21 protein-coding genes and 1 pseudogene are annotated in these 22,277 nt (G+C 60.7%); 10 read left to right on the top strand and 12 right to left on the bottom strand.

The window, feature by feature from the left end:
• The 3 genes from PG899_RS22210 to PG899_RS22200 all read left to right on the top strand — a co-directional run.
• A partial coding sequence (locus PG899_RS22210; RefSeq protein ID WP_270697703.1) for a hypothetical protein occupies positions 1-369 on the top strand: 369 nt, incomplete at its 5' end.
• Between the two features lie 304 nt (positions 370-673).
• Complete coding sequence (locus PG899_RS22205; protein WP_077097546.1) at positions 674-1,180, top strand: AAA family ATPase; 507 nt, start codon at positions 674-676, stop codon at positions 1,178-1,180.
• 286 nt (positions 1,181-1,466) lie between these two features.
• Positions 1,467-1,781 (top strand): hypothetical protein, encoded by a 315-nt coding sequence (locus PG899_RS22200; protein ID WP_077097544.1) that lies wholly within the window; start codon positions 1,467-1,469, stop codon positions 1,779-1,781.
• 73 nt (positions 1,782-1,854) lie between these two features.
• On the opposite strand, the gene glyS is transcribed toward PG899_RS22200, so the two are convergent.
• Positions 1,855-3,924 (bottom strand): glycine--tRNA ligase subunit beta, encoded by a 2,070-nt coding sequence (gene glyS / locus PG899_RS22195; protein ID WP_077097542.1) that lies wholly within the window; start codon positions 3,922-3,924, stop codon positions 1,855-1,857.
• Between the two features lie 9 nt (positions 3,925-3,933).
• Positions 3,934-4,863, bottom strand: a complete 930-nt coding sequence (glyQ, locus tag PG899_RS22190; RefSeq protein ID WP_010672400.1) for a glycine--tRNA ligase subunit alpha — start codon at positions 4,861-4,863, stop codon at positions 3,934-3,936.
• A 209-nt stretch (positions 4,864-5,072) separates the two neighbouring features.
• Here glyQ and PG899_RS22185 point away from each other — a divergent pair, with 209 nt between their 5' ends.
• The gene (locus PG899_RS22185) at positions 5,073-5,654 is read left to right on the top strand and encodes a DNA-3-methyladenine glycosylase I (protein ID WP_077097540.1); all 582 of its coding nucleotides are present in this window, start codon (positions 5,073-5,075) and stop codon (positions 5,652-5,654) included.
• Between the two features lie 62 nt (positions 5,655-5,716).
• Here PG899_RS22185 and PG899_RS22180 read toward each other — a convergent pair whose 3' ends face one another.
• Entirely contained in the window at positions 5,717-6,277 is a 561-nt protein-coding gene (locus tag PG899_RS22180; RefSeq protein ID WP_029302619.1) for a cysteine hydrolase family protein, read from the bottom strand.
• 257 nt (positions 6,278-6,534) lie between these two features.
• Between PG899_RS22180 and PG899_RS22175 the strand changes: the two genes are divergently transcribed.
• On the top strand, positions 6,535-7,191 hold the full coding sequence (locus tag PG899_RS22175; protein ID WP_011704158.1) for an OmpA family lipoprotein: 657 nt from the start codon (positions 6,535-6,537) through the stop codon (positions 7,189-7,191).
• Between the two features lie 144 nt (positions 7,192-7,335).
• On the opposite strand, the pseudogene PG899_RS22170 reads toward PG899_RS22175, so the two are convergent.
• The 3 genes and pseudogenes from PG899_RS22170 to tusA form a co-directional block, all read right to left on the bottom strand.
• Positions 7,336-7,425, bottom strand: a pseudogene (locus PG899_RS22170) (endoribonuclease L-PSP); the annotation flags it as partial.
• Between the two features lie 28 nt (positions 7,426-7,453).
• Positions 7,454-7,801, bottom strand: a complete 348-nt coding sequence (locus PG899_RS22165; protein WP_016348988.1) for a RidA family protein — start codon at positions 7,799-7,801, stop codon at positions 7,454-7,456.
• A 21-nt stretch (positions 7,802-7,822) separates the two neighbouring features.
• Complete coding sequence (tusA, locus tag PG899_RS22160) at positions 7,823-8,068, bottom strand: sulfurtransferase TusA (RefSeq protein WP_005307416.1); 246 nt, start codon at positions 8,066-8,068, stop codon at positions 7,823-7,825.
• A gap of 171 nt (positions 8,069-8,239) precedes the next feature.
• Between tusA and PG899_RS22155 the strand changes: the two genes are divergently transcribed.
• Positions 8,240-8,431 carry a hypothetical protein gene (locus tag PG899_RS22155; RefSeq protein WP_005307420.1) on the top strand — a complete coding sequence of 64 codons (192 nt, stop codon included), beginning with the start codon at positions 8,240-8,242 and terminating at the stop codon, positions 8,429-8,431.
• A 72-nt stretch (positions 8,432-8,503) separates the two neighbouring features.
• On the opposite strand, the gene PG899_RS22150 is transcribed toward PG899_RS22155, so the two are convergent.
• The 6 genes from PG899_RS22150 to PG899_RS22125 form a co-directional block, all read right to left on the bottom strand.
• Positions 8,504-9,742, bottom strand: a complete 1,239-nt coding sequence (locus PG899_RS22150; protein WP_077097538.1) for an ABC transporter substrate-binding protein — start codon at positions 9,740-9,742, stop codon at positions 8,504-8,506.
• 4 nt (positions 9,743-9,746) lie between these two features.
• Positions 9,747-11,192 (bottom strand): ATP-binding protein, encoded by a 1,446-nt coding sequence (locus PG899_RS22145; RefSeq protein WP_042064458.1) that lies wholly within the window; start codon positions 11,190-11,192, stop codon positions 9,747-9,749.
• A 51-nt stretch (positions 11,193-11,243) separates the two neighbouring features.
• Entirely contained in the window at positions 11,244-11,966 is a 723-nt protein-coding gene (locus PG899_RS22140) for a response regulator (protein ID WP_016348992.1), read from the bottom strand.
• Between the two features lie 324 nt (positions 11,967-12,290).
• On the bottom strand, positions 12,291-13,454 hold the full coding sequence (gene fadA, locus PG899_RS22135; RefSeq protein WP_043168043.1) for an acetyl-CoA C-acyltransferase FadA: 1,164 nt from the start codon (positions 13,452-13,454) through the stop codon (positions 12,291-12,293).
• Between the two features lie 21 nt (positions 13,455-13,475).
• Positions 13,476-15,623 carry a fatty acid oxidation complex subunit alpha FadB gene (gene fadB, locus PG899_RS22130; protein WP_077097536.1) on the bottom strand — a complete coding sequence of 716 codons (2,148 nt, stop codon included), beginning with the start codon at positions 15,621-15,623 and terminating at the stop codon, positions 13,476-13,478.
• A 202-nt stretch (positions 15,624-15,825) separates the two neighbouring features.
• Positions 15,826-17,763 carry an acetoacetate--CoA ligase gene (locus PG899_RS22125; RefSeq protein WP_077097534.1) on the bottom strand — a complete coding sequence of 646 codons (1,938 nt, stop codon included), beginning with the start codon at positions 17,761-17,763 and terminating at the stop codon, positions 15,826-15,828.
• Positions 17,764-17,953: 190 nt separating this feature from the next.
• Here PG899_RS22125 and pepQ point away from each other — a divergent pair, with 190 nt between their 5' ends.
• The 4 genes from pepQ to hemG are packed head-to-tail and all read left to right on the top strand — an operon-like array spanning position 17,954 to position 21,919.
• Complete coding sequence (gene pepQ / locus PG899_RS22120) at positions 17,954-19,276, top strand: Xaa-Pro dipeptidase (RefSeq protein WP_270697695.1); 1,323 nt, start codon at positions 17,954-17,956, stop codon at positions 19,274-19,276.
• Entirely contained in the window at positions 19,276-19,893 is a 618-nt protein-coding gene (locus PG899_RS22115) for a YigZ family protein (protein ID WP_041218416.1), read from the top strand. Before pepQ ends, PG899_RS22115 begins: the two co-directional genes overlap by 1 nt.
• Positions 19,894-19,929: 36 nt before the next feature.
• Positions 19,930-21,387, top strand: a complete 1,458-nt coding sequence (locus PG899_RS22110; protein ID WP_077097532.1) for a TrkH family potassium uptake protein — start codon at positions 19,930-19,932, stop codon at positions 21,385-21,387.
• A gap of 7 nt (positions 21,388-21,394) precedes the next feature.
• Positions 21,395-21,919 (top strand): menaquinone-dependent protoporphyrinogen IX dehydrogenase, encoded by a 525-nt coding sequence (hemG, locus tag PG899_RS22105; protein ID WP_179101492.1) that lies wholly within the window; start codon positions 21,395-21,397, stop codon positions 21,917-21,919.
• The last annotated feature ends 358 nt before the right edge of the window (positions 21,920-22,277 follow it).

The following is a 22,277-nucleotide window of genomic DNA, read 5'->3' as shown; positions in this document are numbered from 1 at the left end:
GTATTAGCTGGTCAAGGATGGCGATCATACCTCAGAAGCCGCGCCACGCCTCGCTCATATGAGGGGATGGTTAAGGGCCAACACAATAAACTTCTTTTTCATAATCATTCTACACATCTCCATTTGTGTGTTTTAGGTGAATGGCGGAAATTAAAATGGAGAGGTGGAAAAGGCCATGTCTATTTAATTATGATAAATCTGATATTGATTTTATATATTGTTTTGCAAGTGCATTGTCTGGGTATTCTATTTTTACGAAATGATAAGGATTTGATTTTCAATGGTTTATTTTTTAATGCGGGCGTCACTATTTTTCATTGTCGCGGTGATATGAAAGATGGTTGGATATATAAAACAAAGCATTTCTAATGCTGCATTATTTATTTTTAGGTATGACTTGGTAAAAGCTACAGCTTAATTGATGAGTCACAACAAGAAGAAATGGGGCGTAAAAATATCTTTTTTGGTTATTGCTATCCATCAGCCAGCCTGCATATGAATTTGGATGATCGGTAGAGCGGCAGGCTTATATTCGCGCGTATTCGATGATGGCTGCCGAGCAAGAGAACCCGCTGGCGGGCATATCCCGTGGAGCCTTGAACAAGACGCTGCGGGCACGATGGCAATCCGATACCCTATGGCCCAGATTCTTCTTTTATCACGGGAATGGAACATGCTTATCATCTTCAGTGGTTTGCCGGGCAGCGGAAAAAGCACCATAGCACGGGCCTTGGCCCAGCGGCTGGGCGCCGTCTACCTGCGGATCGATACCATAGAGCAGGCCATTCGTGCCGCTGAGCAGGCGGATAACGAGATGGGGCCGGCCGGTTATTTCGTCGCCTATGGGCTGGCCAGAGAGAACCTGGCACTTGGCTCGATCGTCATCACGGATTCCGTTAACCCCATCCAGCTCACCCGGGATGCCTACCACGAGATCGCCCGCTCGGTCGGGGTGCCCTGTCTCGATGTTGAGGTGATCTGCTCCAATCCGAAGCTGCACCGCAAGCGGGTCGAAAACCGGACGGTGGATATCGAGGGGCTGGCATTGCCGGATTGGCAGGCGGTGATCGATCGCGACTATCAACCCTGGGACAGTGAGCGTCTGGTACTGGATAGCGCCATCCTGTCGGTCACCCAGAGCGTGGAAAAGATTGTCGCTGCGTTGGCAAAGCCGTTGTAGGTTCGATTAGCGCAGCGTAATCGGACGAACGAGAGGCTTTTGTTGCGGTTGTTGTCATGAAGCGGGGGCGGCCAGCCGGAGGGGAAATTCGGCTGGCCGTTATGGCGGGAGAGTTGATTTACGCGAACGTCCGATTACGCCTGACGGCTAATCGAACCTACGGATTTTCAATACCCCAGCCTTCATGGAGTAATAATCCTCCCTTTATGGATACTTGTGAGTTGCAACACGAAAAAACTATAGGTTGATGGTTATATTGAGTTTCCTGTCATTTAAAGGAGGGGTTATGCAAGAAGCTCAATTTATTGATGCAATTCATGCCAAAACAAAAATAAGGCTAACTTTCTTTTCTAAAGAGGATGGTAGGCCCTTAGTGCGTTTATGTGCTCCTATGGATTTCGGCCCTAGTCGCCGAGCTCACAATAAAGACAACCGTTATCATCTTTGGGATTATGAAAGTGATGAGAAGAACCATGTGCTCTCACTTTTGCCAGATCAAGTCTCAAAAATGGAATTTTTAAACCAGAATTTTTGTCCAAGCGAATTTGTGACATGGCCACCAAATTGGTTTGTACCAAGAAATTGGGGACAATATAGCTAGTCAATACTTGAATATTTCAAAACAAGAACGGCGCCTTTCGGCGCCGTCTTTAATATCACAAACCCAACCAAGATCACTGCAGCAGGGAGATATCCGCGACTTGCAGGAACAGGTTGCGCAGGTTGTTCAGCAGTGCCAGACGGTTGGCCTTGAGGGCCTCGTCGTCTGCCATCACCATCACCTCGTTGAAGAAGGTGTCGACCGGTTCACGCAGGGCGGCCAGACGGGTGAGGGCAGCCTGATAGTCACCGGCAGCGAACAGAGGGGCCAGTTCGGCTTGCAGTGCTGCAACCTGGGTGGCCAGCGCCTTCTCGGCGGCATCGACCAGCAGTTCCGGTTTGACGGCAGTCGGCAATTCGCCTTCGACCTTGGCCAGAATGTTGCTCACGCGCTTGTTGGCGGCAGCCAGTGCCAGGGCGGCATCCAGCGTGCGGAAGTGGCTGACGGCCTTGACGCGACGATCGAAGTCGAGCGGACGGGTCGGGCGGCGGGCCAGTACGGCCAGCACCACGTCGGCACCGATGCCTTCGTCCTGATAGGCGGCGCGGAAGCGACCCAGCATAAAGTCGACCACGTCGGTGACGACGGTTTTGTTGGTCAGCTTGTCGCCGTAGACGCGTACCGCTTCTTCCACCAGTTCAACCAGATCCAAGTCCAGCTGCTTCTCGGTCATGATGCGCAGGGCACCGATGGCGGCGCGACGCAGGGCGAACGGGTCCTTGTCACCCTTCGGCAGCATGCCGATGCCGAAGATACCGGCCAGGGTGTCGAACTTGTCGGCCAGCGCGACGGCGCAGGCAACCAGACCGGACGGCAGGGCATCACCGGCAAAGCGCGGCATGTACTGCTCGTTGAGGGCCACGGCAACCGCTTCGTCTTCGCCATCGTGACGGGCGTAGTGCATCCCCATGACACCCTGGGTGTCGGTGAACTCGCCGACCATGTTGGTCATCAGATCACACTTGGAGAGCAGACCGGCACGCTTGGCCTGAGCCACGTCGGCACCGATACGCTCGGCGATAAAGCCGGCGACGGTCTCGATGCGCTCGACCTTGGCCTTGACGGTGCCCAGCTGTTGCTGGAACAGCACGGTTTCAAGGCGCGGCAGGCGGGAGGCCAGAGTCTGCTTGAGGTCGGTCTTGAAGAAGAACTCGGCGTCAGAGAGACGGGGGCGAACCACCTTCTCGTTGCCGCTGATGATCTGGCTCGGGTCTTTCGACTCGATGTTGGTGACGAAGATGAACTTCGGCAGCAGCTTGCCGTTCTTGTCGTAGACCGGGAAGTACTTCTGGTCACCCTTCATGGTGTGAACCAGCGCTTCAGCCGGCACGGCCAGGAACTTCTCTTCGAAGTTGGCGGTCAGCACCACCGGCCACTCGACCAGGGCGGTGACTTCTTCCAGCAGGGCGTCGTCCAGATCGGCCACGCCACCGAAGGCGGCAGCGGCCGCTTCGGCGTCAGCCTTGATCTTGGCCTTGCGCGCCATGAAGTCGGCAATCACCATGCCGCGCTCCTGCAGGATCTGCGGGTACTGGCTGGCGTTGTCGATAGTGAACTCGCTCTCGCCCATAAAGCGGTGACCGCGCAGGGTGCGGGCAGAGTCGATACCCAGAATGTGGGCGGGCACCAGCTCGCCATCCAGCAGCAGGGTCACGGTGAAGACCGGACGCACGAACTGGATGGTCTTGTCGCCCCAGCGCATCATCTTTGGGATCGGCAGTTTGGCCAGTGCAGAGGCAACCAGTTCGCCCAGCAGATCTTTGGCCGGACGGCCTTCGACCTTGGCGGTGTGAACCAGCCACTCGCCCTTGTCGGTGACCAGACGCTCGGCCTGCTCAACGGTGATGCCGTTGCCACGGGCCCAGCCTTCGGCAGCCTTGGTCGGCTTGCCGTCGGCATCGAACGCCTGCGCCACGGCCGGGCCGCGTTTCTCGACGCTCTTGCTCGGCTGTTCGCCGGCCAGCTCGTGCACCTTCAGCGCCAGGCGGCGCGGTGAGGCAAACCACTCGACGTCGCCGAAGGCCAGATCGGCCTTGGTCAGTTCGGCTTTGAAGTTGTCGGCAAAGGCTTCGGCCAGGGAGCGCAGGGCTTTGGGCGGCAGCTCAGCAGTACCGATCTCTACCAGAAATGTATGTTGTGCCATGTCCGTTCCTTAACCTTGCTTGTTCTCGTTGCTGCCGCGTTGGCACATCGGGAAGCCCAGCGCTTCGCGGGAGGCGTAGTATGCCTCGGCCACGGCCTTGGTCAGGGTGCGAATGCGCAGGATGTAGCGCTGACGCTCGGTGACCGAGATGGCCTTGCGGGCATCCAGCAGGTTGAAGGAGTGAGCGGCTTTGAGGATGCGCTCGTAGGCAGGCAGCGGCAGCGGTTTTTCCAGTGCCAGCAGATTCTGGGCTTCCTTCTCGTACTGCTCGAAGCAGTGGAACAGGAACTCCACATCGGCGTGTTCGAAGTTGTAGGTGGATTGCTCCACTTCGTTCTGGTGGAACACGTCGCCGTAGGTGGTCTTGCCCAGCGGGCCGTCAGACCAGACCAGATCGTAGACGCTGTCGACGCCCTGAATGTACATGGCCAGACGCTCGAGACCGTAGGTGATCTCGCCGGTGACCGGCTTGCACTCGAGGCCGCCAACCTGCTGGAAGTAGGTGAACTGGGTCACTTCCATGCCGTTCAGCCACACTTCCCAACCCAGACCCCAGGCCCCTAAGGTCGGGTTTTCCCAGTTGTCTTCCACGAAGCGGATGTCGTGGATCTCGGGATCCATGCCCAGCTCTTTCAGGGAGCCCAGATAGAGTTCCTGAATGTTGTCGGGGGAAGGCTTGATGATCACCTGGAACTGGTAGTAGTGCTGCAGGCGGTTCGGGTTTTCACCGTAGCGGCCGTCAGTCGGACGGCGGGACGGTTGCACGTAGGCGCAGGCGATGGGCTCGGGGCCCAGGGCGCGCAGGCAGGTCATGGGGTGAGAAGTACCGGCACCCACTTCCATATCCAGCGGCTGAATGATGGTACAGCCCTGGCGGGACCAATAGTCCTGCAGCTGCAGGATCAGGCCCTGAAAGGTTTTGACATCGAATTTTTGCATAATTTTTTTCGCGCGAAATGAAATCAGAGCAAGATTTGCTGAATGTGAACCGAAGGAGTATACCGTCTGGCATGGTCGGATAATAGGCGAAATTACAGCGGATTAATGTGATGGCGCTGCGCCGGGCCTGGGCGGGAGGGGTTGTCGGCACTCCCGCGCCCGGGTTGCCATCGACCCCGGGGATTGGATGAAATGACAGGAGAGAGGGAATGGAGTTGCGTTGCGCATGGGTGACCAAGGACCCGGAATACATTGAATACCATGACAAACAGTGGGGAAGGCCGGTGTATGACGCCCGCGAGCTGTTTGCCAAGCTCTGCCTCGACGGCCAGCAGGCGGGGCTGTCGTGGATCACCATCTTGAAGCGCACCGAGAGCTACCATCGCGCCTATGCGGATTTTGATCCGGTGCGCATCGTGCAGTTCGACGAGCAGGATGTGGAACGGCTGATGCAGGATACCGGCATCATCCGCAACCGGCTCAAGGTGCAGTCGATCATCAAAAACGCCCGCGCCTATCTGGCGCTGGAGGCCGAAGGCGTCGACTTTGTCGATTATCTGTGGGGCTTCGTGGGCGGCGCCCCCATCGTCAACCAGCGGCAGGGCAACGGCGACATTCCGGCGACCTCAGCGGAGTCGGATGCCATGTCCAAGGCGCTCAAGAAACGCGGCTTCACCTTCGTCGGCAGCACCATCTGCTACGCCTTCATGCAGGCGGTGGGGATGGTGAACGATCATCTGGTGACCTGCCCCTGTCACGCCGAGTGCCAGCAGGCCCCTGCGCGCCAATAAACTGGGCGCAAGGCAAAAGAGAAGGGAGGCTGATGCCTCCCTCTTGCATCTTGAGCCCAGAATTATCCGGGCTGAAGGGGGTGAGTCAGCGCCTCGCACACCTCGTCGCTGCTCATCAGCTGGACGAAGGGGCCGGCCAGGGTGGTGTTGTGGTGAGCGATGATCTGGGTTGCGGCAAGTGTCTGGGTATCCATGCAGGTGTGGGCATCGCTGACCAGTACCACGGAATAACCGAGATCCGCTGCCGCCCGGCAGGTGGTATCTATGCAGTACTGGGTCTTCATGCCGGTGACGAGCAGGGTTTGTACCCCGCGCTGCTTCAGCCAACTATCGAGGGCTGTGCCGTGAAAGGCACTTGGTCGCTGTTTGTCGAACACAAGGTCGGCAGCGGTCACGGCCAGCTCGGGCACCAGTTGCCAGAGGGGGCTGCCCGCAGCGATGGGACTGCCGGTCGGGCCCGTGTGGCGTACCGCCAGTACGGGGATGCCGGCACTATGGGCGGCATCGGCAAGCCGGTTGATGTTGGCCAGTAGCTGTGGGCCGGCATGGGGCGCCTCCGGGCCATGCAGCAGGCCGACCTGCATGTCGATGATGAGCAGGGCGGAATGGGCGAGTGAAGACATGGGCTGGCTCCGTTGTGGGGGAGCCCCACTCTGGCGGTAATGTCACCGGGTCGGCAACCCGCATCTGGGGGGCGTGGGCCTATGTGTTGTTCGCGCTGACCGTGAAACGTCAGCGAGGTTCGGGGTGCATTCCTCTGCCCGAGCGGCAGCCATGCGTGGCAGATGGGGGATCTGCATCGACAGCGTCACACCTTGGCACAGCTCTGGGGTAGAATGCGCCCTCTTTGGATTTGAGTCGGTTTTTTTAGAGGTTTTTCATGCATTTCAAGACACTTGTTCCCGCCGTTGCCCTGCTCGTAGCCCTGACCGGCTGTACCACCAACCCCTACACTGGGGAATCCCAGACCTCCAAGGGCGCCTGGGGCGCGCTGGCTGGCGCGGCCACTGGCGCTGCCGTGGGCGCGCTCTCTTCCAGCAAGGGTGACCGCAAGAAAGGGATCCTGACCGGCGTGGCCGCCGGCGCCGCCCTGGGTGGCGGTATCGGCTACTACATGGACGTGCAGGAAGCCAAGCTGCGCGAGAAGCTGCAGGGCACCGGTGTCAGCGTGACCCGCAACGGTGACCAGCTGATCCTCAACATGCCGAACAACGTCACCTTCGACAGCTCCAGCGCCCAGCTGAAAGCGGCCGGTGCCAACACCCTGTCCGGCGTGGCCATGGTGGTCGGTGAGTTCGACAAGACCCGCCTGAACGTGGTCGGTCACACCGACAGCACCGGCTCCCGCGAGCTGAACATGAAGCTCTCCGCCCAGCGCGCCGATGCCGTCGCCGCCCAGTTGATCGGCCAGGGTGTGACCGGCAGCCGTATCTCCACCAGCGGCGTGGGCCCGGATCAGCCGGTAGCCACCAACAGCACCGCCGAAGGCAAGGCCCAGAACCGTCGGGTGACCATCACCCTGACCCCGACCGCCTAAGCAGTCCGGTTCGCAGCCATGAAAAAGGCCCCGCCAGCGATGGCGGGGCCTTTTGCTATCCGGCGTTGCGGGCAATGGCACCTTGTTCTTTGCTCCCTTCTCCCCTTGTGGGAGAAGGGGTGGGGATGAGGGGGTAACCGCCTCTTAGACTGCCGCGGTCAGCTGCACTTCCACCTTGTAGCCTTCGTGGGCCAGGCGGGCTTGTACGCAGGCTCTGACCGGGGCTGTGTCGGCATCAGGGGAGCCAGGCATCCCGTTTTGCTTAGACAGCTGCGGTGAGCTGCACTTCGACCTTGTAGCCTTCGTGGGCCAGGCGGGCCTGCACGCAGGCGCGGACCGGCGCGGTGCCAGCCGGGATCCAGGCATCCCACTGCTCGTTGAAGGCCGCGATGTCCGCAATGTCCTTGAGATAGATGTTGGCCATCAGGATCTTGTCGACGCCGGAGCCGTTGGCTTCCAGCAGGCGCTGCAGGCTTTCCAGCACTTCACGGGTCTGCTGGTGAATATCGGCGGTATCGGTGGCTGGCACTTCCACCACGTAGAGGGTGCCGTTGTGAATGACCACGTCAGACCAACGCTGGGTGGTGCCGATTCGGGTAATGGCTGGCATGGATTGCTCCGGTGTTGGGGCTTACTGACCTTTGCGGATCAGATAGCGGTAAGGGGCCTGCTCTGTCTCGCTGGCGACCAGAGTGTGATCCATGAAGCGGCAGAAACTGGGGATGTCGCGGGTGGTTGAGGGGTCGTCGGCACTGACCAGCAGGGTCTCCCCGTCAGCCATCAACCGCACTTTTTTACGAACCATCATCACTGGCTCGGGGCAACGAAGCCCGATTGCGTCCAACTCGTGAGTCGCGTCGCAGAATAAAGCACTCATCAATAATCAACCTTCAACCAAATCAGCTGCCAATGATACTCACGGCGAAAAAATAATCAAACCACTCAGGCAACTGGCAGCATATGTAACCAAAGTGTTATCTGGGCCTACCCACTCACCGCCGTATGAGTAATATAAAAATTGAACCATATTCAACAAGGAGGTGTGAATATGCAGGTCTCCTACGGCAGATTACAAGCCTACGCAGGCATGGGGTTCTTGTCTTTCGCCATGATAGTGATGGGCAGCCCGATCGGTAATACCGGCACCTGGTTCGGTTCCATGGTGATGATCGGACTGGGGCTCTGGATCGAGCTCAGCGATTACTACGACGAGGATGAGGACGAAAACGATCAATCCTGACCCCAATACTTTCATAACGACAAAGGCGGATATCTCATCCGCCTTTGTCGTTTCTGGCCGCGGCAAAAAGCGTCAGCGGGTCGAGCGCATGGCCCGCTCCAGATGCAGCGCAGTCTGCTGCGGGTTGGCTCTGGGGTCGTTGAAGAAGTTGCTCAGCACATCCATGATCGCCTGGCGCATGTTGGTCGGCATCGCCATCCCCTCCGCCATGCTGGGCAGCAGGTTGCCCTCCCGCTCCGCCAGCAGAAAATCTTGATAGGAGCGGATGGCACAGCGGTCGAACTTGCTCATGTCCGGCTTGGTCAGCGCCGGTATCGAACCTTTCACCCGGTTGAACTCCTGCTGGAAGCGCGGCGTCATCAGCAGCTGGGCCAGCTCGCCCTGGGCCTGCAACTGGGCGGGATCCCGCTGCTTGAACATGGCGATGGAGTCGAGGTTGTAGCTGAACAGGTTGGCACTGCCGGGGCTTGGCAGGCACTCGATATCCTCACCGGGCCGGTAGTTGCCGGCGCTCAGTTCGCCCTTCACCCAGTCTCCCATGATCTGCATGGCGGCGCCGCCGCTCTCCAGCAGGTTGGTGGCCTGGTGCCACTTCAGGCCGGCGTATTTCTCCGGCACATAGCCGCGCAGTTGCTGAAAGCGGGTCAGCACCCGCACCATGTCGGGGCCGGTCAGGGTGGCGCTGTCCTGTTCCACGAAGGCTTTGCGGTAGAACGCCTTGCCCCCTTCACCGAGTGCCACCGTTTCGAACAGCACTGCCAGCTGCCAGGGCTCGTTGCCGATGGCGAGCGGGGTGATCCCTTGCTGCTTGAGCCGATCGGCCACGGTGACGAACTGGGCCCAGCTGGTGGGCGGAGTCAGCTTGTTGCGCTCGAAGATCTTGCGGTTGAGCCACAGCCAGTTGACCCGGTGGATGCCGGTCGGCACCGCCATCAGGGCACCGTTCTGGCTGAGGGTCTCCCGCACCATGGGCGGCAGCTGGGGATACCAGCCGAGGTGTTCGGCCATGGGGGTGAGGTCGCGCAGGAAGCCGAGCCCGGCCCACTCCCGCAACTCGAACCCCTTGAGGTGGGCCGCCTCCGGCGGATTGGCCGCCAGTGCCCGACTTTTCAGCACCGTCATGGCGCTCTTGCCGCCGCCGCCCTGCACCGCGAAGTCGTTCCACTGATTGCCCTGCTCGGTCCACTCGGACTTGAGCACTTCCACCGCCCTGGCCTCGCCGCCGGAGGTCCACCAGTGCAGCACCTCCACCTGGGAGGCGCTTACAGGCAGGGAGAGCAGGGCGATGACAGAAAAAGACAACCACTTCATAAGGTTACTGCCTTGGTAGGGAGAGGGTGGCCTGCAGGCCGCCCTGCGGACGATTTTCCAGCACCAGATCGCCGCCGTGGGCGTGGGCTATGTTGCGGGCAATGCCCAGACCCAGACCGGTGCCGGCCAGATCCGTACTGAGCCGGTAGTAGGGCTCGAAGATGCGTTCGAACTGATCCTCCGGCAGGCCGGGGCCCTCGTCCATGATGAACAGGATCAGCATCTCCTCATCGTCCATGATGATGATGCGCACCCGTTGGCCGTACTTGATGCCGTTGTCCACCAGGTTGCCGATGCAGCGCTTGAGGGCCAGCGGCTTGCCACGGTAGGGCTGCTTGCAGTGGCCTTCGATGGTCAGCCGCTCGTCGTGCAGGTTCATGGCCTCCGCCATCTGCTCCAGCATGGCGTCGATGTCGAGCTGCTCGATGTTCTCGTGGATGTCGGTGTCTTTCACCGTCTGCAGCGCTCCCTTCACCATCAGCTCCAGCTCGTCCAGGTCCTTGTTGAACTTGGCGATCTGCTGCTCGTCATCGAGCAGCTCGACCCGCAGCCGCAGCCGGGTGATGGGGGTCTTGAGGTCGTGGGAAATCGAGCTGAACAGCCGCTCTCTATCGTCGATATAGCGGCGGATGCGGTGCTGCATGATGTTGAAGGCGCGGGTGGCCGCCACGATCTCGGAGGCCCCCTCCTCTTTCAGCGAGGGTTGGTCGATGTCCTTGCCGAGGTTGACCGCCGCCTTGGCCAGTCGGCGCAGCGGCCGGGTCTGCCAGCGCACCAGCAGGAAGGTGAAGAAGCAGAGGAACACCGTCATCAGGGCGATGAAGCGCACCTGGTTGCTCGGCATGACGGTGTCGTCGAGCGTCATGTAGGGGGCGGGCAGCAGGGCCGCCAGATAGAGCCACTCGCCCGGTTCTATCTCGATCTGGGTCACCAGCACCGGCGGGTTGATCGGCTCCAGCGACAGGGTGTAGCGGGCCCAGGAGGAGGGCAGATCCGCCAGCAGGGTGTCGTTGTTGAAGACGTGCAGCTCTTCGGGCCGCGAGAAATCCACTTTGATCGCCATGGCGTCGGAGAGCTTGCGGGTCAGCACCCCCTGCACCTCTTTGAGCACCAGCGTCTTGCGCTCGCTGTCGGGGATGGCGCTGATGTGGATCTCCTCCTCGTTCAGCGACACGAAGAAGCGGCTGCCGCCCATGTTGCGCAGCTGGTCGAGGGCGATGTGGCGGTACTGCAGCGGCAGGGATTTGAAGAAGTTGACGGTGGAGGCGGCCGACAGCGCCAGGTTGCGGGTGGTGCTGAGCATGCCTTCCAGCTCCCGCTTCTGGATCTGCTGCATCCAGATGCCGGTGAGGATGGTCTGGGAGAGCAGGATCGCCAGCAGCAACAGCAGCAGCATCCGCGACAGCAGGGAACGGGGCACCAGCGCCCGCCAGAACCACCTGGTACTCATGGGATCTCTCGCCTTGTGTCGATCAGCATGCCGTCGCTACCTTGCTGGCTCTCATGGGATCTCGTGCACCTCGGCGATCAGCATGTAGCCGCTGCCGCGAATGGTCTTGATGATGCGCGGGCTCTTGCCGTTGTCACCCAGCTTCTGGCGCAAGCGGCTGATCTGCACGTCGATGCCACGCTCCATCGGCAGGCTCTCGCGACCGCGGGTGGCGTCCGAGATGGTATCCCGGTCCAGCACCACGCCGGGCTGCTGCAGGAACATGCCGAGCAGCAGGGCATCGCTGCCGGAGAGGTCCAGCAGGCTGCCGTCCTCGTGGGTCAGCTGGTGGCTCAGGGTATCCAGAGTCCACTCGGCGAAGCGCAGCCGGCGGCTCGGTTCTTTCTCTTTTTCCGGCTGGCGGAATTCGGCGCGGCGCAGCAGCGCCTTGATGCGGGCCTGCAGCTCGCGCGGGCTGAACGGCTTGGCGATGTAGTCATCGGCACCGAGCTCGAGGCCGATCACCCGGTCCGCTTCGTCGGAGGCGGCGGTCAGCATGATGATGGGCACCTGGGAGTCGCGACGGATCTGCTGGCAGAGGGTAAAGCCGTCGTCGCCCGGCATCATGATATCGAGAATGATGAGGTCCGGGTTGTGCTGGGCGAGCTGCTTGCGCATCTCGTTGCCCTCCGCTGCGGTCAATACCTCGAAGCCGGCCCTGGTCAGGTATTCGTTGAGCAGCTCGCGGATCTCTTGGTCGTCGTCGACGATCAGCAGTTGTTTGCTCGTTGACATATGTATGTGCATCCACCCATTTTTTTGTGCAGATTGAACCTGTCAGGGGCGCAAAAAGCAAGCAAGCCCCCCATCTAATGTGAGGTTATGGGCAATATCCTCCCATATCCTGCCGTGCAAATAAAAAAGGCCGACCCAAACGGGCCGGCCAATACGCAGATTCCGACGGCAGAAGTGCACCCCGTGTGGCGCACTCCACAGACTCGATAACGGGCCGGGCAGACCGACCCTAAAACCGCTGACAGGAGCCCGCTTCGCCGGGAAGCAGGAGCGGGCTCCTCTCTGTCAATCCAGCCCCGACCGGCGAACCGGCCAGGGCGCTACTTACACTCGTTCGAACACGGTGGCGATGCCCTGACCCAGGCCGATGCACATGGTGGCAACCCCCAGGGTGGCGTCCTTCTCTTCCATCAGGTTGAGCAGGGTGGTGGAGATGCGGGCACCGGAGCAGCCGAGCGGGTGACCCAGGGCGATGGCGCCGCCGTTCAGGTTTACCTTCTCGTCCACCACGTCTTGCAGACCCAGATCCTTCACGCAAGGCAGGGACTGGGCGGCAAACGCCTCATTCAGCTCGAACAGGTCGATGTCACCGATGGTCAGGCCGGCCCGCTTGAGCGCCTTCTGGGTGGCCGGTACCGGGCCGTAACCCATGATGGCGGCATCGCAGCCGGCGACGGCCATGGCGCGCACCTTGGCACGCGGGGTGAGGCCGAGCGCCTTGGCGCGGTCCGCACTCATCACCAGCATGGCGGCGGCACCATCGGACAGGGCCGAGGAGGTGCCGGCGGTGACGGTGCCGTTGACCGGGTCGAATACCGGGCGCAGCTGGCTCAGGGTTTCCACCGTGGTCTCCGGGCGGATCACTTCGTCGTAGTCGTAGAAGAAGCGGGCGCCGCTGGCGTCATGGCCTTCCAGCCCGACGATCTCCTTGGCGAAACGCCCTTCCACGGTGGCGGCGTGAGCGCGGCGGTGGGAGCGGGCAGCAAACTCGTCCTGCTGCTGACGGCTGATGCCGTGCAGCTTGCCGAGCATCTCGGCGGTCAGCCCCATCATGCCGGAGGCTTTCGCCACCGACTTGGCCATGCCGGGGTGGAAGTCCACCCCGTGGCTCATCGGCACGTGACCCATGTGCTCGACGCCGCCGATGATGAAGATATCCCCATCACCCACCTGGATGGCGCGAGAGGCATCGTGCAGCGCCTGCATGGAGGAGCCGCACAGGCGGTTGACGGTGACCGCCCCCACCTGCTTGGGAATGCCGGCCAGCAGTGCGGCGTTGCGGGCGATGTTGAAGCCCTGCTCCAGGGTCTGCTGCACGCAGCCCCAGTAGATGTCCTCGATCTCGTTCGGGTCGAGGTTGGGGTTGCGCAGCAGGATGGATTTCATCAGGTGCGCGGACAAGTCTTCTGCACGCACGTTGCGGAAGGCGCCACCCTTGGACCGGCCCATCGGGGTCCGGATACAGTCGACAATGACTACGTCTTTCATGAATGGATCTCCTTTCCGCAATCAGTAGAAGGTTTTGCCCTGGGCGGCCATCTCACGCAGCTTGTCGCTGACGCGGTAGAGCGGGCCCAAGTCGGCATACTGGTCGGCCATGGCCACGTAGCGATCCAGACCAATGGTGTCCAGATAGCGGAACACGCCGCCGCGGAAGGGAGGGAAGCCCAGACCGTAGACCAGCGCGATGTCGGCTTCGGCTGGCGTGGCGACTATGCCCTCTTCCAGACAGAGCACCACCTCGTTGATCATCGGGATCATCATGCGGGCGATGATGGCGTCCTTGTCGAAATCCTGTTTCGGCTTGGCGATGGGGGCCAGCAGCTCGTAGCTGGCGGCGTCGGCCACCTTTTTCGGCTTGCCCTTCTTGTCCTGCTCGTAGGCGTAGAAGCCCTTGCCGTTCTTCTGACCGAAGCGATTCACTTCGTACATCACGTCGATGGCGGTGCGGCCTTCCTTGCTCATGCGCGCCGGGAAGCCCTGCGCCATCACGTCACCTGCATGGTGGCCGGTGTCGATGCCGACCACGTCCAGCAGGTAGGCAGGGCCCATCGGCCAGCCAAACTCCTTCTCCATCACCTTGTCAACGGCGGCGAAGTCGGCGCCATCGGCGACCAGCTTGTTGAAGCCGAAGAAGTAGGGGAACAGCACGCGGTTGACGAAGAAGCCCGGGCAGTCGTTGACCACCACCGGGGACTTGCCCATGGCGGCGGCGTAGGCCACCACGCGGTTGATGGTTTCATCGGAGGTCTGCTCGCCGCGGATGATCTCCACCAGTGGCATGCGGTGCACCGGGTTGAAGAAGTGCATGCCGCAGAAGTTCTGCGGGCGCTTCAGACCCTTGGCCAGCAGAGAGATGGGAATGGTGGAGGTGTTGCTGGCGAGCACGGCGTCTTCGCCAATGATCCCTTCCACTTCGCCCAGTACGGCGGCCTTCACCTTCGGGTTCTCGACCACGGCTTCGACCACCACATCCACATGCTTGACGTTGTCATAGCTGAGGGTCGGGGTGATGGCGGAGAGCACCTGGCCCATCTTGATGCCGTCGATGCGGCCCTTTTCGAGCTGGCCGTTGAGCAGCTTGGTGGCTTCACCCATGCCAAGCGCCAGCGCCTTCTCGTTGATGTCCTTCATCACCGCCGGAATGCCCTTGCTGGCGGATTGGTAGGCGATGCCGCCCCCCATGATGCCGGCACCCAGTACGGCGGCGTGGCCAGTGGCCTTAGCCGCCTGCTTGGCCGCCTTCTTGGCCAGCGCCTTGATGTGCTGATCGTTGAGGAAGATACCGACCAGCGCCTTGGCGACATCGGTCTTGGCCAGCTTGATGAAGCCTTGCGCCTCGACGGCCAGCGCCTCGTCACGGCTCATGCCGGCAGCGGCTTCGACGGTTTTTACCGCCGTCATCGGCGCCGGATAGTGTTTGCCCGCCACGGCGGCAACCATGCCGGCGGCGGTGGTGAAGCTCATCATGGCTTCCAGTTTGGAGAGGCGCAGCGGGGCCTTCTTGGCGGCGCGGCGGCCCTGCCAGTCCAGCTTGCCTTTGATCGCGTCCTTGATCATTTGCAGCGCAGCGCCCTGCAGCGCGTCGGGGGCGACCACGGCATCGATGGCACCCACCTTGAGGGCGTCATCGGCACGGTAATCCTTGCCGGTGGTGATCCACTCCAGCGCGTTGTCGGCGCCGATCACCCGCGGCAGACGGACGGTACCGCCAAAGCCGGGCATGATGCCGAGCTTGGTCTCGGGCAGGCCGATTTTGGCGCTGGTGTCAGCCAGTCGGAAGTCGGTGGAGAGGATTGTTTCGCAGCCGCCGCCCAGGGCGTGGCCCTTGATGGCACAGAGGGTGGGCACCGGCAGATCTTCGATGGCGCTGAAGATGTCGTTGGCCTTTTTCAGCCAGCCGAGCAGATCTGCCTGCGGCAGATCGAACAGTTCCAAGAATTCGGTAATGTCGGCGCCGACGATGAAGGCGTCTTTGCCGGAGGTGAGGATCAGACCTTTTAGTTCACGTTCTTGTTGTAATGCGGCGATCGCTTCGCTCAGGGAGAGCAGGGTAGCGCGATCCAGCTTGTTGACTGAACCCGGAGCATCGAACCTCAGCTCGGCAATGCCGTCTTCGAGGTAGCTGACCGTCAGGGTTTCGCCTTGGTAGATCATGAGAGTGTCTCCTTGTTCCCACATGGTGGGGGGTGGTGCTCCTTTATCCCCAGCAGGGGGCGAGGCTCACTATTGATCCAAAAGAAGACAATTTCAACACCTATTTAAAACATTCGTTTAACAGATATCGAGTAAAAGCTCGCCTCAGATTAACAACCAAAATAAAGGCGTCTGATGACGCCTTTATTAACCTTGTGTGGCCTCAGCTGGCCAGCTCGGGCCGGTCGCGATACTGGCTCAGCACCTCAGGATCGGCGAGGGCGTGGGTGTTGTTGACGGGCCGGTTGTGCACCACTTCCCGCACCGCCAGCTCCACTATCTTGCCGGACTTGGTGCGCGGAATGGCGTCCACCTGCAGGATGCGGGCCGGCACGTGACGGGCGGTGCAGTGCAGGCGCACCTGCTGGCGGATACGCTCGCGCAGCGCTTCGTCCAGCATGAGGCCTGGCTTGAGCTTGACGAACAGCACCACCCGCTCGTCCTGTTGCCACTGCTGGCCGATGACGATGCTCTCTTCTACTTCCTCCAGCTGCTCGACGTAGCGGTAAATCTCGCTGGTGCCGATGCGCACGCCGCCCGGATTGAGGGTGGCGTCGGAGCGACCGTAGAACAGGATGCCGCCGGTCGGGGTCAGCTCGATCCAGTCGCCATGGCACCAGATGTTGTCGAACCGTTCGAAATAGGCGGCGTGGTACTTGTCGCCGCTGTCGTCCCCCCAAAAGCCGATGGGTTGGGCCGGGAAGGGCTTGGTACAGACCAGCTCGCCCTTTTCCCCCTGCACCGGCTGACCCGCTTCGTTGAACACCTGTACCGCGAGGCCGAGGCCACGTCCCTGGCTCTCGCCGCGGTAGACGGGGCTGATGGGGTTGCCGATGACGAAGCATGAGCAGATGTCGGTGCCGCCCGAGATGGAGCTAAGCTGCACATCCTGCTTGATCTGCTGATAGACGTAGTCGAACCCCTCCGGCGACAGCACGGAGCCGGTGCTGCAGATCAGCCGCAACTGCGGCAGCTGGTGAGTCTTGATGGGGGCATAGCCCTGCTTGTGTAGCGCATCCAGGTATTTGGCCGAAGTGCCGAACAGGGCGACCTCTTCGTCGCGGGCGAGATCCCACAACACGTTGCCGTCCGGGTAGAAGGGGGAGCCGTCGTAGAGCACCAGGGTGGCGCCGGAGGCGAGCGCGCTCACCAGCCAGTTCCACATCATCCAGCCGCAGGTGGTGAAGTAGAAGATGCGCTCCCCCGGCTTGATGTCGCAGTGCAGCTGGTGTTCTTTCAGATGTTGCAGCAGGGTGCCGCCGATGCCGTGCACGATGCACTTGGGCTTGCCGGTGGTGCCGGACGAATAGAGGATGTAGAGCGGGTCATTGAAGGCCATGGGCTCGAACTGCAGGCTGGCGTCCGGCTGGCTGGCCATGATCTGGCGCCAGTCGTGGCCCAGTTGCAGGGGATGGCCGAGCAGGGGGATGATGACTGTCTGCTCTATGCTGTCGATCTGGCTGACGACCCCCGCCACTTTGCCCTGAATGTCGATGGCCTTGCCGTTGTAGCGATAGCCATCCACCGCAAACAGCACCCGCGGCCGGGTCTGGCCGAAGCGCTCCACCACGCTGGCTTCGCCGAAATCGGGGCTGGTGGAGGTCCAGATAGCGCCCAGACTGGTGGTCGCCAGCATGGCCACCACGGTTTGCGGGATATTGGGCAGGTAGGCCGCCACCACATCGCCCCGGCCGATACCCTGGCTATGCAGCCACTGGGCCAGCCTGGCGACCTGATCCGCCAGCTCGCGCCAGCTCAAGGTCTGGCTGGGGCTACCCTCGATGCGGGAGATGATAGCCGGCGTGTCATCCTGGCGGCGCAGCAGGTTTTCGGCGAAGTTGAGTCGGCTGTCCGGGAACCAGCGGGTACGCTGCATCTCCTGGCGGTTCTCCGCCACTATGTTGCCGAGCTCGCCCTTGACGCCGCAGTGCTGCCACACCAGCGGCCAGAAACGGGTTGTCTTCTCCACCGACCACTGGTAGAGCTGGGCGTAGCTGTGCAGCTGCAGGCCGTGGAAGCGGTTGACCTCGGCCATGAAGTGCTGGAGGTTGGATTGCTGAATCCGCTCCTGATCCGGTTGCCACAGGCAAAGGTTGTGCATGAGTAGTCCCTGACTGCATGTATCTACCGGCAGTGTATTGAATTGTTTTTTATTTGTTAATGGTTGGTTTTTGTTTCATAACAAAAGCCTTGTAACGTATGCGTTACCTCACGAAGCGATTGCTTGACGGTTCGAGCCTTGATTCGCTTGATGTTATGCTGAAACCACATTTCTCCCGGAGCAGGACGCCATGAGCAGCTACAGCCAACTTTTTGCCCAGCACCTCGACACCTTGCAGCAGCGCACCCGCGACATACTGCAACAGCAGGGACTGAGCGGTCTGGCCATCCACTCCGGCCAGACCCACCGCATCTTCCTCGATGATCAGGATTACCCCTTCAAGGTGAACCCCCAGTTCAAGGCCTGGTTGCCGGTGCTGGACAATCCCCACTGCTGGTTGCTGGTGGACGGCGTGAACAAGCCGGTGCTGCTGTTCTACCGGCCGGTGGATTTCTGGCACAAGGTGGCGGAGCTGCCCAATGCCTTCTGGGTCGACTTCTTCGATATCCGTTTCCTGACCCGTCCGGAGCAGATTGCTGATCACCTGCCGGCCAACAAGCAGGAGTGGGCCTATCTGGGCGGCCACCTGGAGGTGGCCGAGCTGCTGGGGCTGGGCCAGCCCAATCCGGAGGCGGTGCTCAACTATCTGCATTATCATCGCGCCTACAAGACGGCCTATGAGCTGGAATGCCTGCGCGATGCCAACCGCATCGGGGTGCGCGGTCACATTGCGGCCAAGGACTCCTTCATGGCGGGGGCGAGCGAGTTCGAGATCAACCTGGCCTACATAAAGGCGGTCGGGCAGGGGGCCAATGAGGCACCCTACGGCAATATCGTCGCCATCAACCGCAATGCGGCCATCCTGCACTACACCCACCTCTCCGCCCAGCGGGTGCCCGATGCGGAGCGGTACTCCTTCCTCATCGATGCCGGTGTGGATGTGCACGGCTATGCCTCCGACATCACCCGGACCTGGGCCTGGCGTCGCGGTGAGTTTGCCGATCTGATTGCGGCGCTGGATGCCCAGCAGCAGGAGATCATCGAGGAGATCAAGCCGGGCCGCCGTTACAGCGAGCTGCATCTGCAGATGCACCACCGACTGGCGCGCCTGCTGCAAGCCACCGAGCTGGTGGACATGTCGGTGGACGAGATGATCCATACCGGGGTGACCAATGTCTTCTTCCCCCATGGTCTCGGCCACTTCCTCGGCCTGCAGGTGCACGATGCCGGTGGCTTCATGCAGGATGAGCGCGGTACTCACCTGTCGGCCCCCGAACAGTTCCCCTATCTGCGCTGCACCCGGGTGATGGAGGTGGGCCAGGTGTTCACCATCGAGCCGGGTCTCTACTTCATTGACAGCCTGCTGGAGCCGCTGCGCCTCGGTGAACAGGGCAAGCGGGTCAACTGGAACAAGGTCGAGGCGCTGCGCCCCTATGGCGGCATCCGCATCGAAGACAACGTGGTGCTGCACGCCAACGGGGTGGAAAACCTGACCAGACAAGCAGGGCTCTGATGGCGGCAGACTATTCCATACCGGCTGCACCGCTGGAGGTGAGTGAGGAGATCAAGAAGAGCCGCTTCATCACTTATATTGCCCACACGCCGACCGTAGAGGCTGCCAAAGCCTGGATCGGCGAGATAAAACAGCAACATCCCGGGGCCCGGCATCACTGCTGGGCCTTTGTTGCCGGTGCTCCGCAGGACAGTCAGGTGTACGGTTTCAGCGATGACGGCGAGCCCTCGGGCACCGCCGGCAAGCCCATGCTGGCCCAACTGATGGGGGCCGGTCTCGGGGAGATCGCCGCCGTGGTGGTGCGCTATTACGGTGGGGTACTGCTGGGCACCGGCGGCCTGGTCAAGGCCTATGGCGGTGGCGTGGGCACCGCCCTCAAGCAGCTCGAAATCCGTATCAAGCGCCAGCAGACTGCCTCCCTCATCCAGTGCGACTATACCGACATGGGAGCGGTGGAAGCGCTGATCCAGGCGCATCAGGGTCAGTTGCTGGCGGCCGACTATGGCGCCAGCGTCACCCTGCAGGTGGCGTGGGAAGCCGCTGTTTGGAGCAGAATCGCACAGGAATTGACCGACCGAACCCAGGGTCGGGTATCCCTTCGTCCCTTAGATGGCTAGAATCCATCGCTCTTTTAGTCTGAAGAGGGAGCCGGAATGCAGATTCTGAGCATCATTCGTATCGTTGGCCTGCTGGTCGCGCTGTTCAGTTCGACCATGTTGCTGCCCGCGCTGGTCGCCTTTGGCTATCGTGATGGCGGTGGTGCCGAGTTCGTCAACTCCTTCTTCATCGCCCTGCTGCTCGGTGCCGCGCTCTGGTTTCCCAACCGCCATCAGAAGAAAGATCTCAGATCCAAGGAAGGCTTTCTCATCGTCGTGCTGTTCTGGGTGGTGCTGGGCAGCGTGGGGGCCTTGCCGTTCCTGCTGGGAGAGGTGCCCGGCATGACGGTGTCGGAGGCCTTCTTCGAGTCGTTTTCCGGCCTGACCACCACGGGGGCGACCGTGCTCACCGGGCTCGACAATCTGCCCAAGGCGTTTCTGTTCTATCGCCAGCTGCTGCAGTGGCTGGGGGGCATGGGGATCATAGTGCTGGCGGTGGCCATACTGCCGCTGCTCGGGATTGGGGGCATGCAGCTCTATCGCGCCGAAATTCCGGGGCCGGTCAAGGACAACAAGGTCACCCCGCGCATCGCCGAGACGGCCAAGGCGCTCTGGTTCATCTATCTGCTGCTCACCTCCCTCTGCGCCCTGGCGTACTGGATGGCGGGCATGACCCTGTTCGATGCCATCTGCCACTCCTTCTCCACCCTGTCGGTGGGCGGCTTCTCGACCCACGACGCCAGCATCGGCTTTTTCAACAGCCCGGCCATCAACCTGATTACTGTGCTGTTTCTGCTGCTGGCGAGCGTCAACTTCGCCCTGCACTTCATGGTGTTCGCTCACAAGCCGGTGCGGCTGAGCAACTATCTGCGCGACTCCGAGCTGAAGGTGTTTCTGAGCATCCAGTGCGTGCTGGTGCTGATCTGCTTCGTTTCCCTCTTGTTTCACGGCCATTACGCCACCTGGCAGGAGGCGCTCAACCACGGTCTGTTCCAGGCGGTATCGCTGGGCACGACCACCGGCTATAGCACGACCAGCTATGCGGAGTGGCCCTCCTTTCTGCCCATGCTGCTGATGTTCTCCGCCTTCATCGGTTGCTGCGCCGGCAGTACCGGGGGCGGCATCAAGGTGATGCGCTTCATGATCCTGTTCCTGCAGGGGATGCGCGAACTGAAGCGGCTGGTGCACCCGCGCGCCATCTATACCCTTAAACTGGGTCGTCGTGCCGTGCCTGAACGGATCGTGGAAGCGGTGTGGGGCTACTTTGCCACTTACATCATCCTGTTCTTCATCTTTATGTTGTTGCTGCTGATGACCGGCTTGAACGAGGTGACCGCTTTCTCCGCCGTGGCGGCTGCGTTCACCAACGTGGGGCCTGGGCTGGGCGAGGTGTCGGCCAACTTCGGCAAGATCTCGGCAACGGCGCAATGGATACTGGTCGTCGCCATGCTGTTTGGCCGATTGGAAATCTTCACTCTTCTGGTACTGTTTACCCCTGCATTCTGGCGTAGTTGAGGTTGGTATGGACAAGATTCTGGTGCTTTATTCTTCCCGTGATGGGCAAACACGAAAGATCGTCGATGCCATGCTGGCAGAGACCGAGGGTTGTGAGGTGGTGATGCAGGATCTGCATACCCTGCCGAAGTGCAATCTCAGCAAGTTCAAGAAGGTGCTGATCGGTGCCTCCATTCGTTATGGCAACTTCCACCCCAGCCTGTTCAGCTTCATCCACGCTCATCACGAACAGCTGGAAGTGGCCAACGCCGCCTTCTTCTGCGTCAACCTGACCGCTCGCAAGCCGGAGAAGCAGACCCCGCAGACCAACGCCTATATGAAGAAGTTTCTGCGACTCTCCCCCTGGAAGCCGAAAACCCTGGGGGTGTTTGCCGGGGCGCTGCAATACTCCCGCTACAACTGGTGGCAGACCCGCATCATCCAGCTGATTATGAAGATCACCGGTGGCAGCACGGATACCAGCAAGGACCTCGAGTTTACTGATTGGGAAAAAGTGCGCGGCTTTGCCCGGGAATTCTGGTCAAAAAGATAGCAATTCATCGTCCTTAATGGCCTTAGCCCCGCGGTTGCGGGGCTTTTTGTTGGATAAATAGGCGTTTGAACTGCTGAAAGCCAAAAAATGCCAATTTTTGCAAAACTCTCCTTGTCATCGCGGTGCGGCTCCCTATAATGCACCCCTACCAGCACGGCGGAACACGCCAACCTGATGAGCCAGCTTCCTAGCGAAGTCGGCGCCGAAAGAAAAGCGAAAACAATCGCTTGACTTTTGAAGTGAGAGGCGTAATATGCGCCTCCTCAACGCGACAAGCGTGACGCTCTTTAACAATTTGAATCAAGCAATCTGTGTGGGCACTCACAGCATCGAGCATCAAAAACAATTTTTGATATCA

It is taken from the genome of Aeromonas sp. QDB39, from assembly GCF_027707585.1.
In the GTDB taxonomy this organism is placed as follows: Bacteria; Pseudomonadota; Gammaproteobacteria; order Enterobacterales; family Aeromonadaceae; genus Aeromonas; species Aeromonas hydrophila.
The sequence above is the reverse complement of the archived record's forward strand: the minus strand, read 5'-3'. Positions and strand labels throughout refer to the sequence as shown.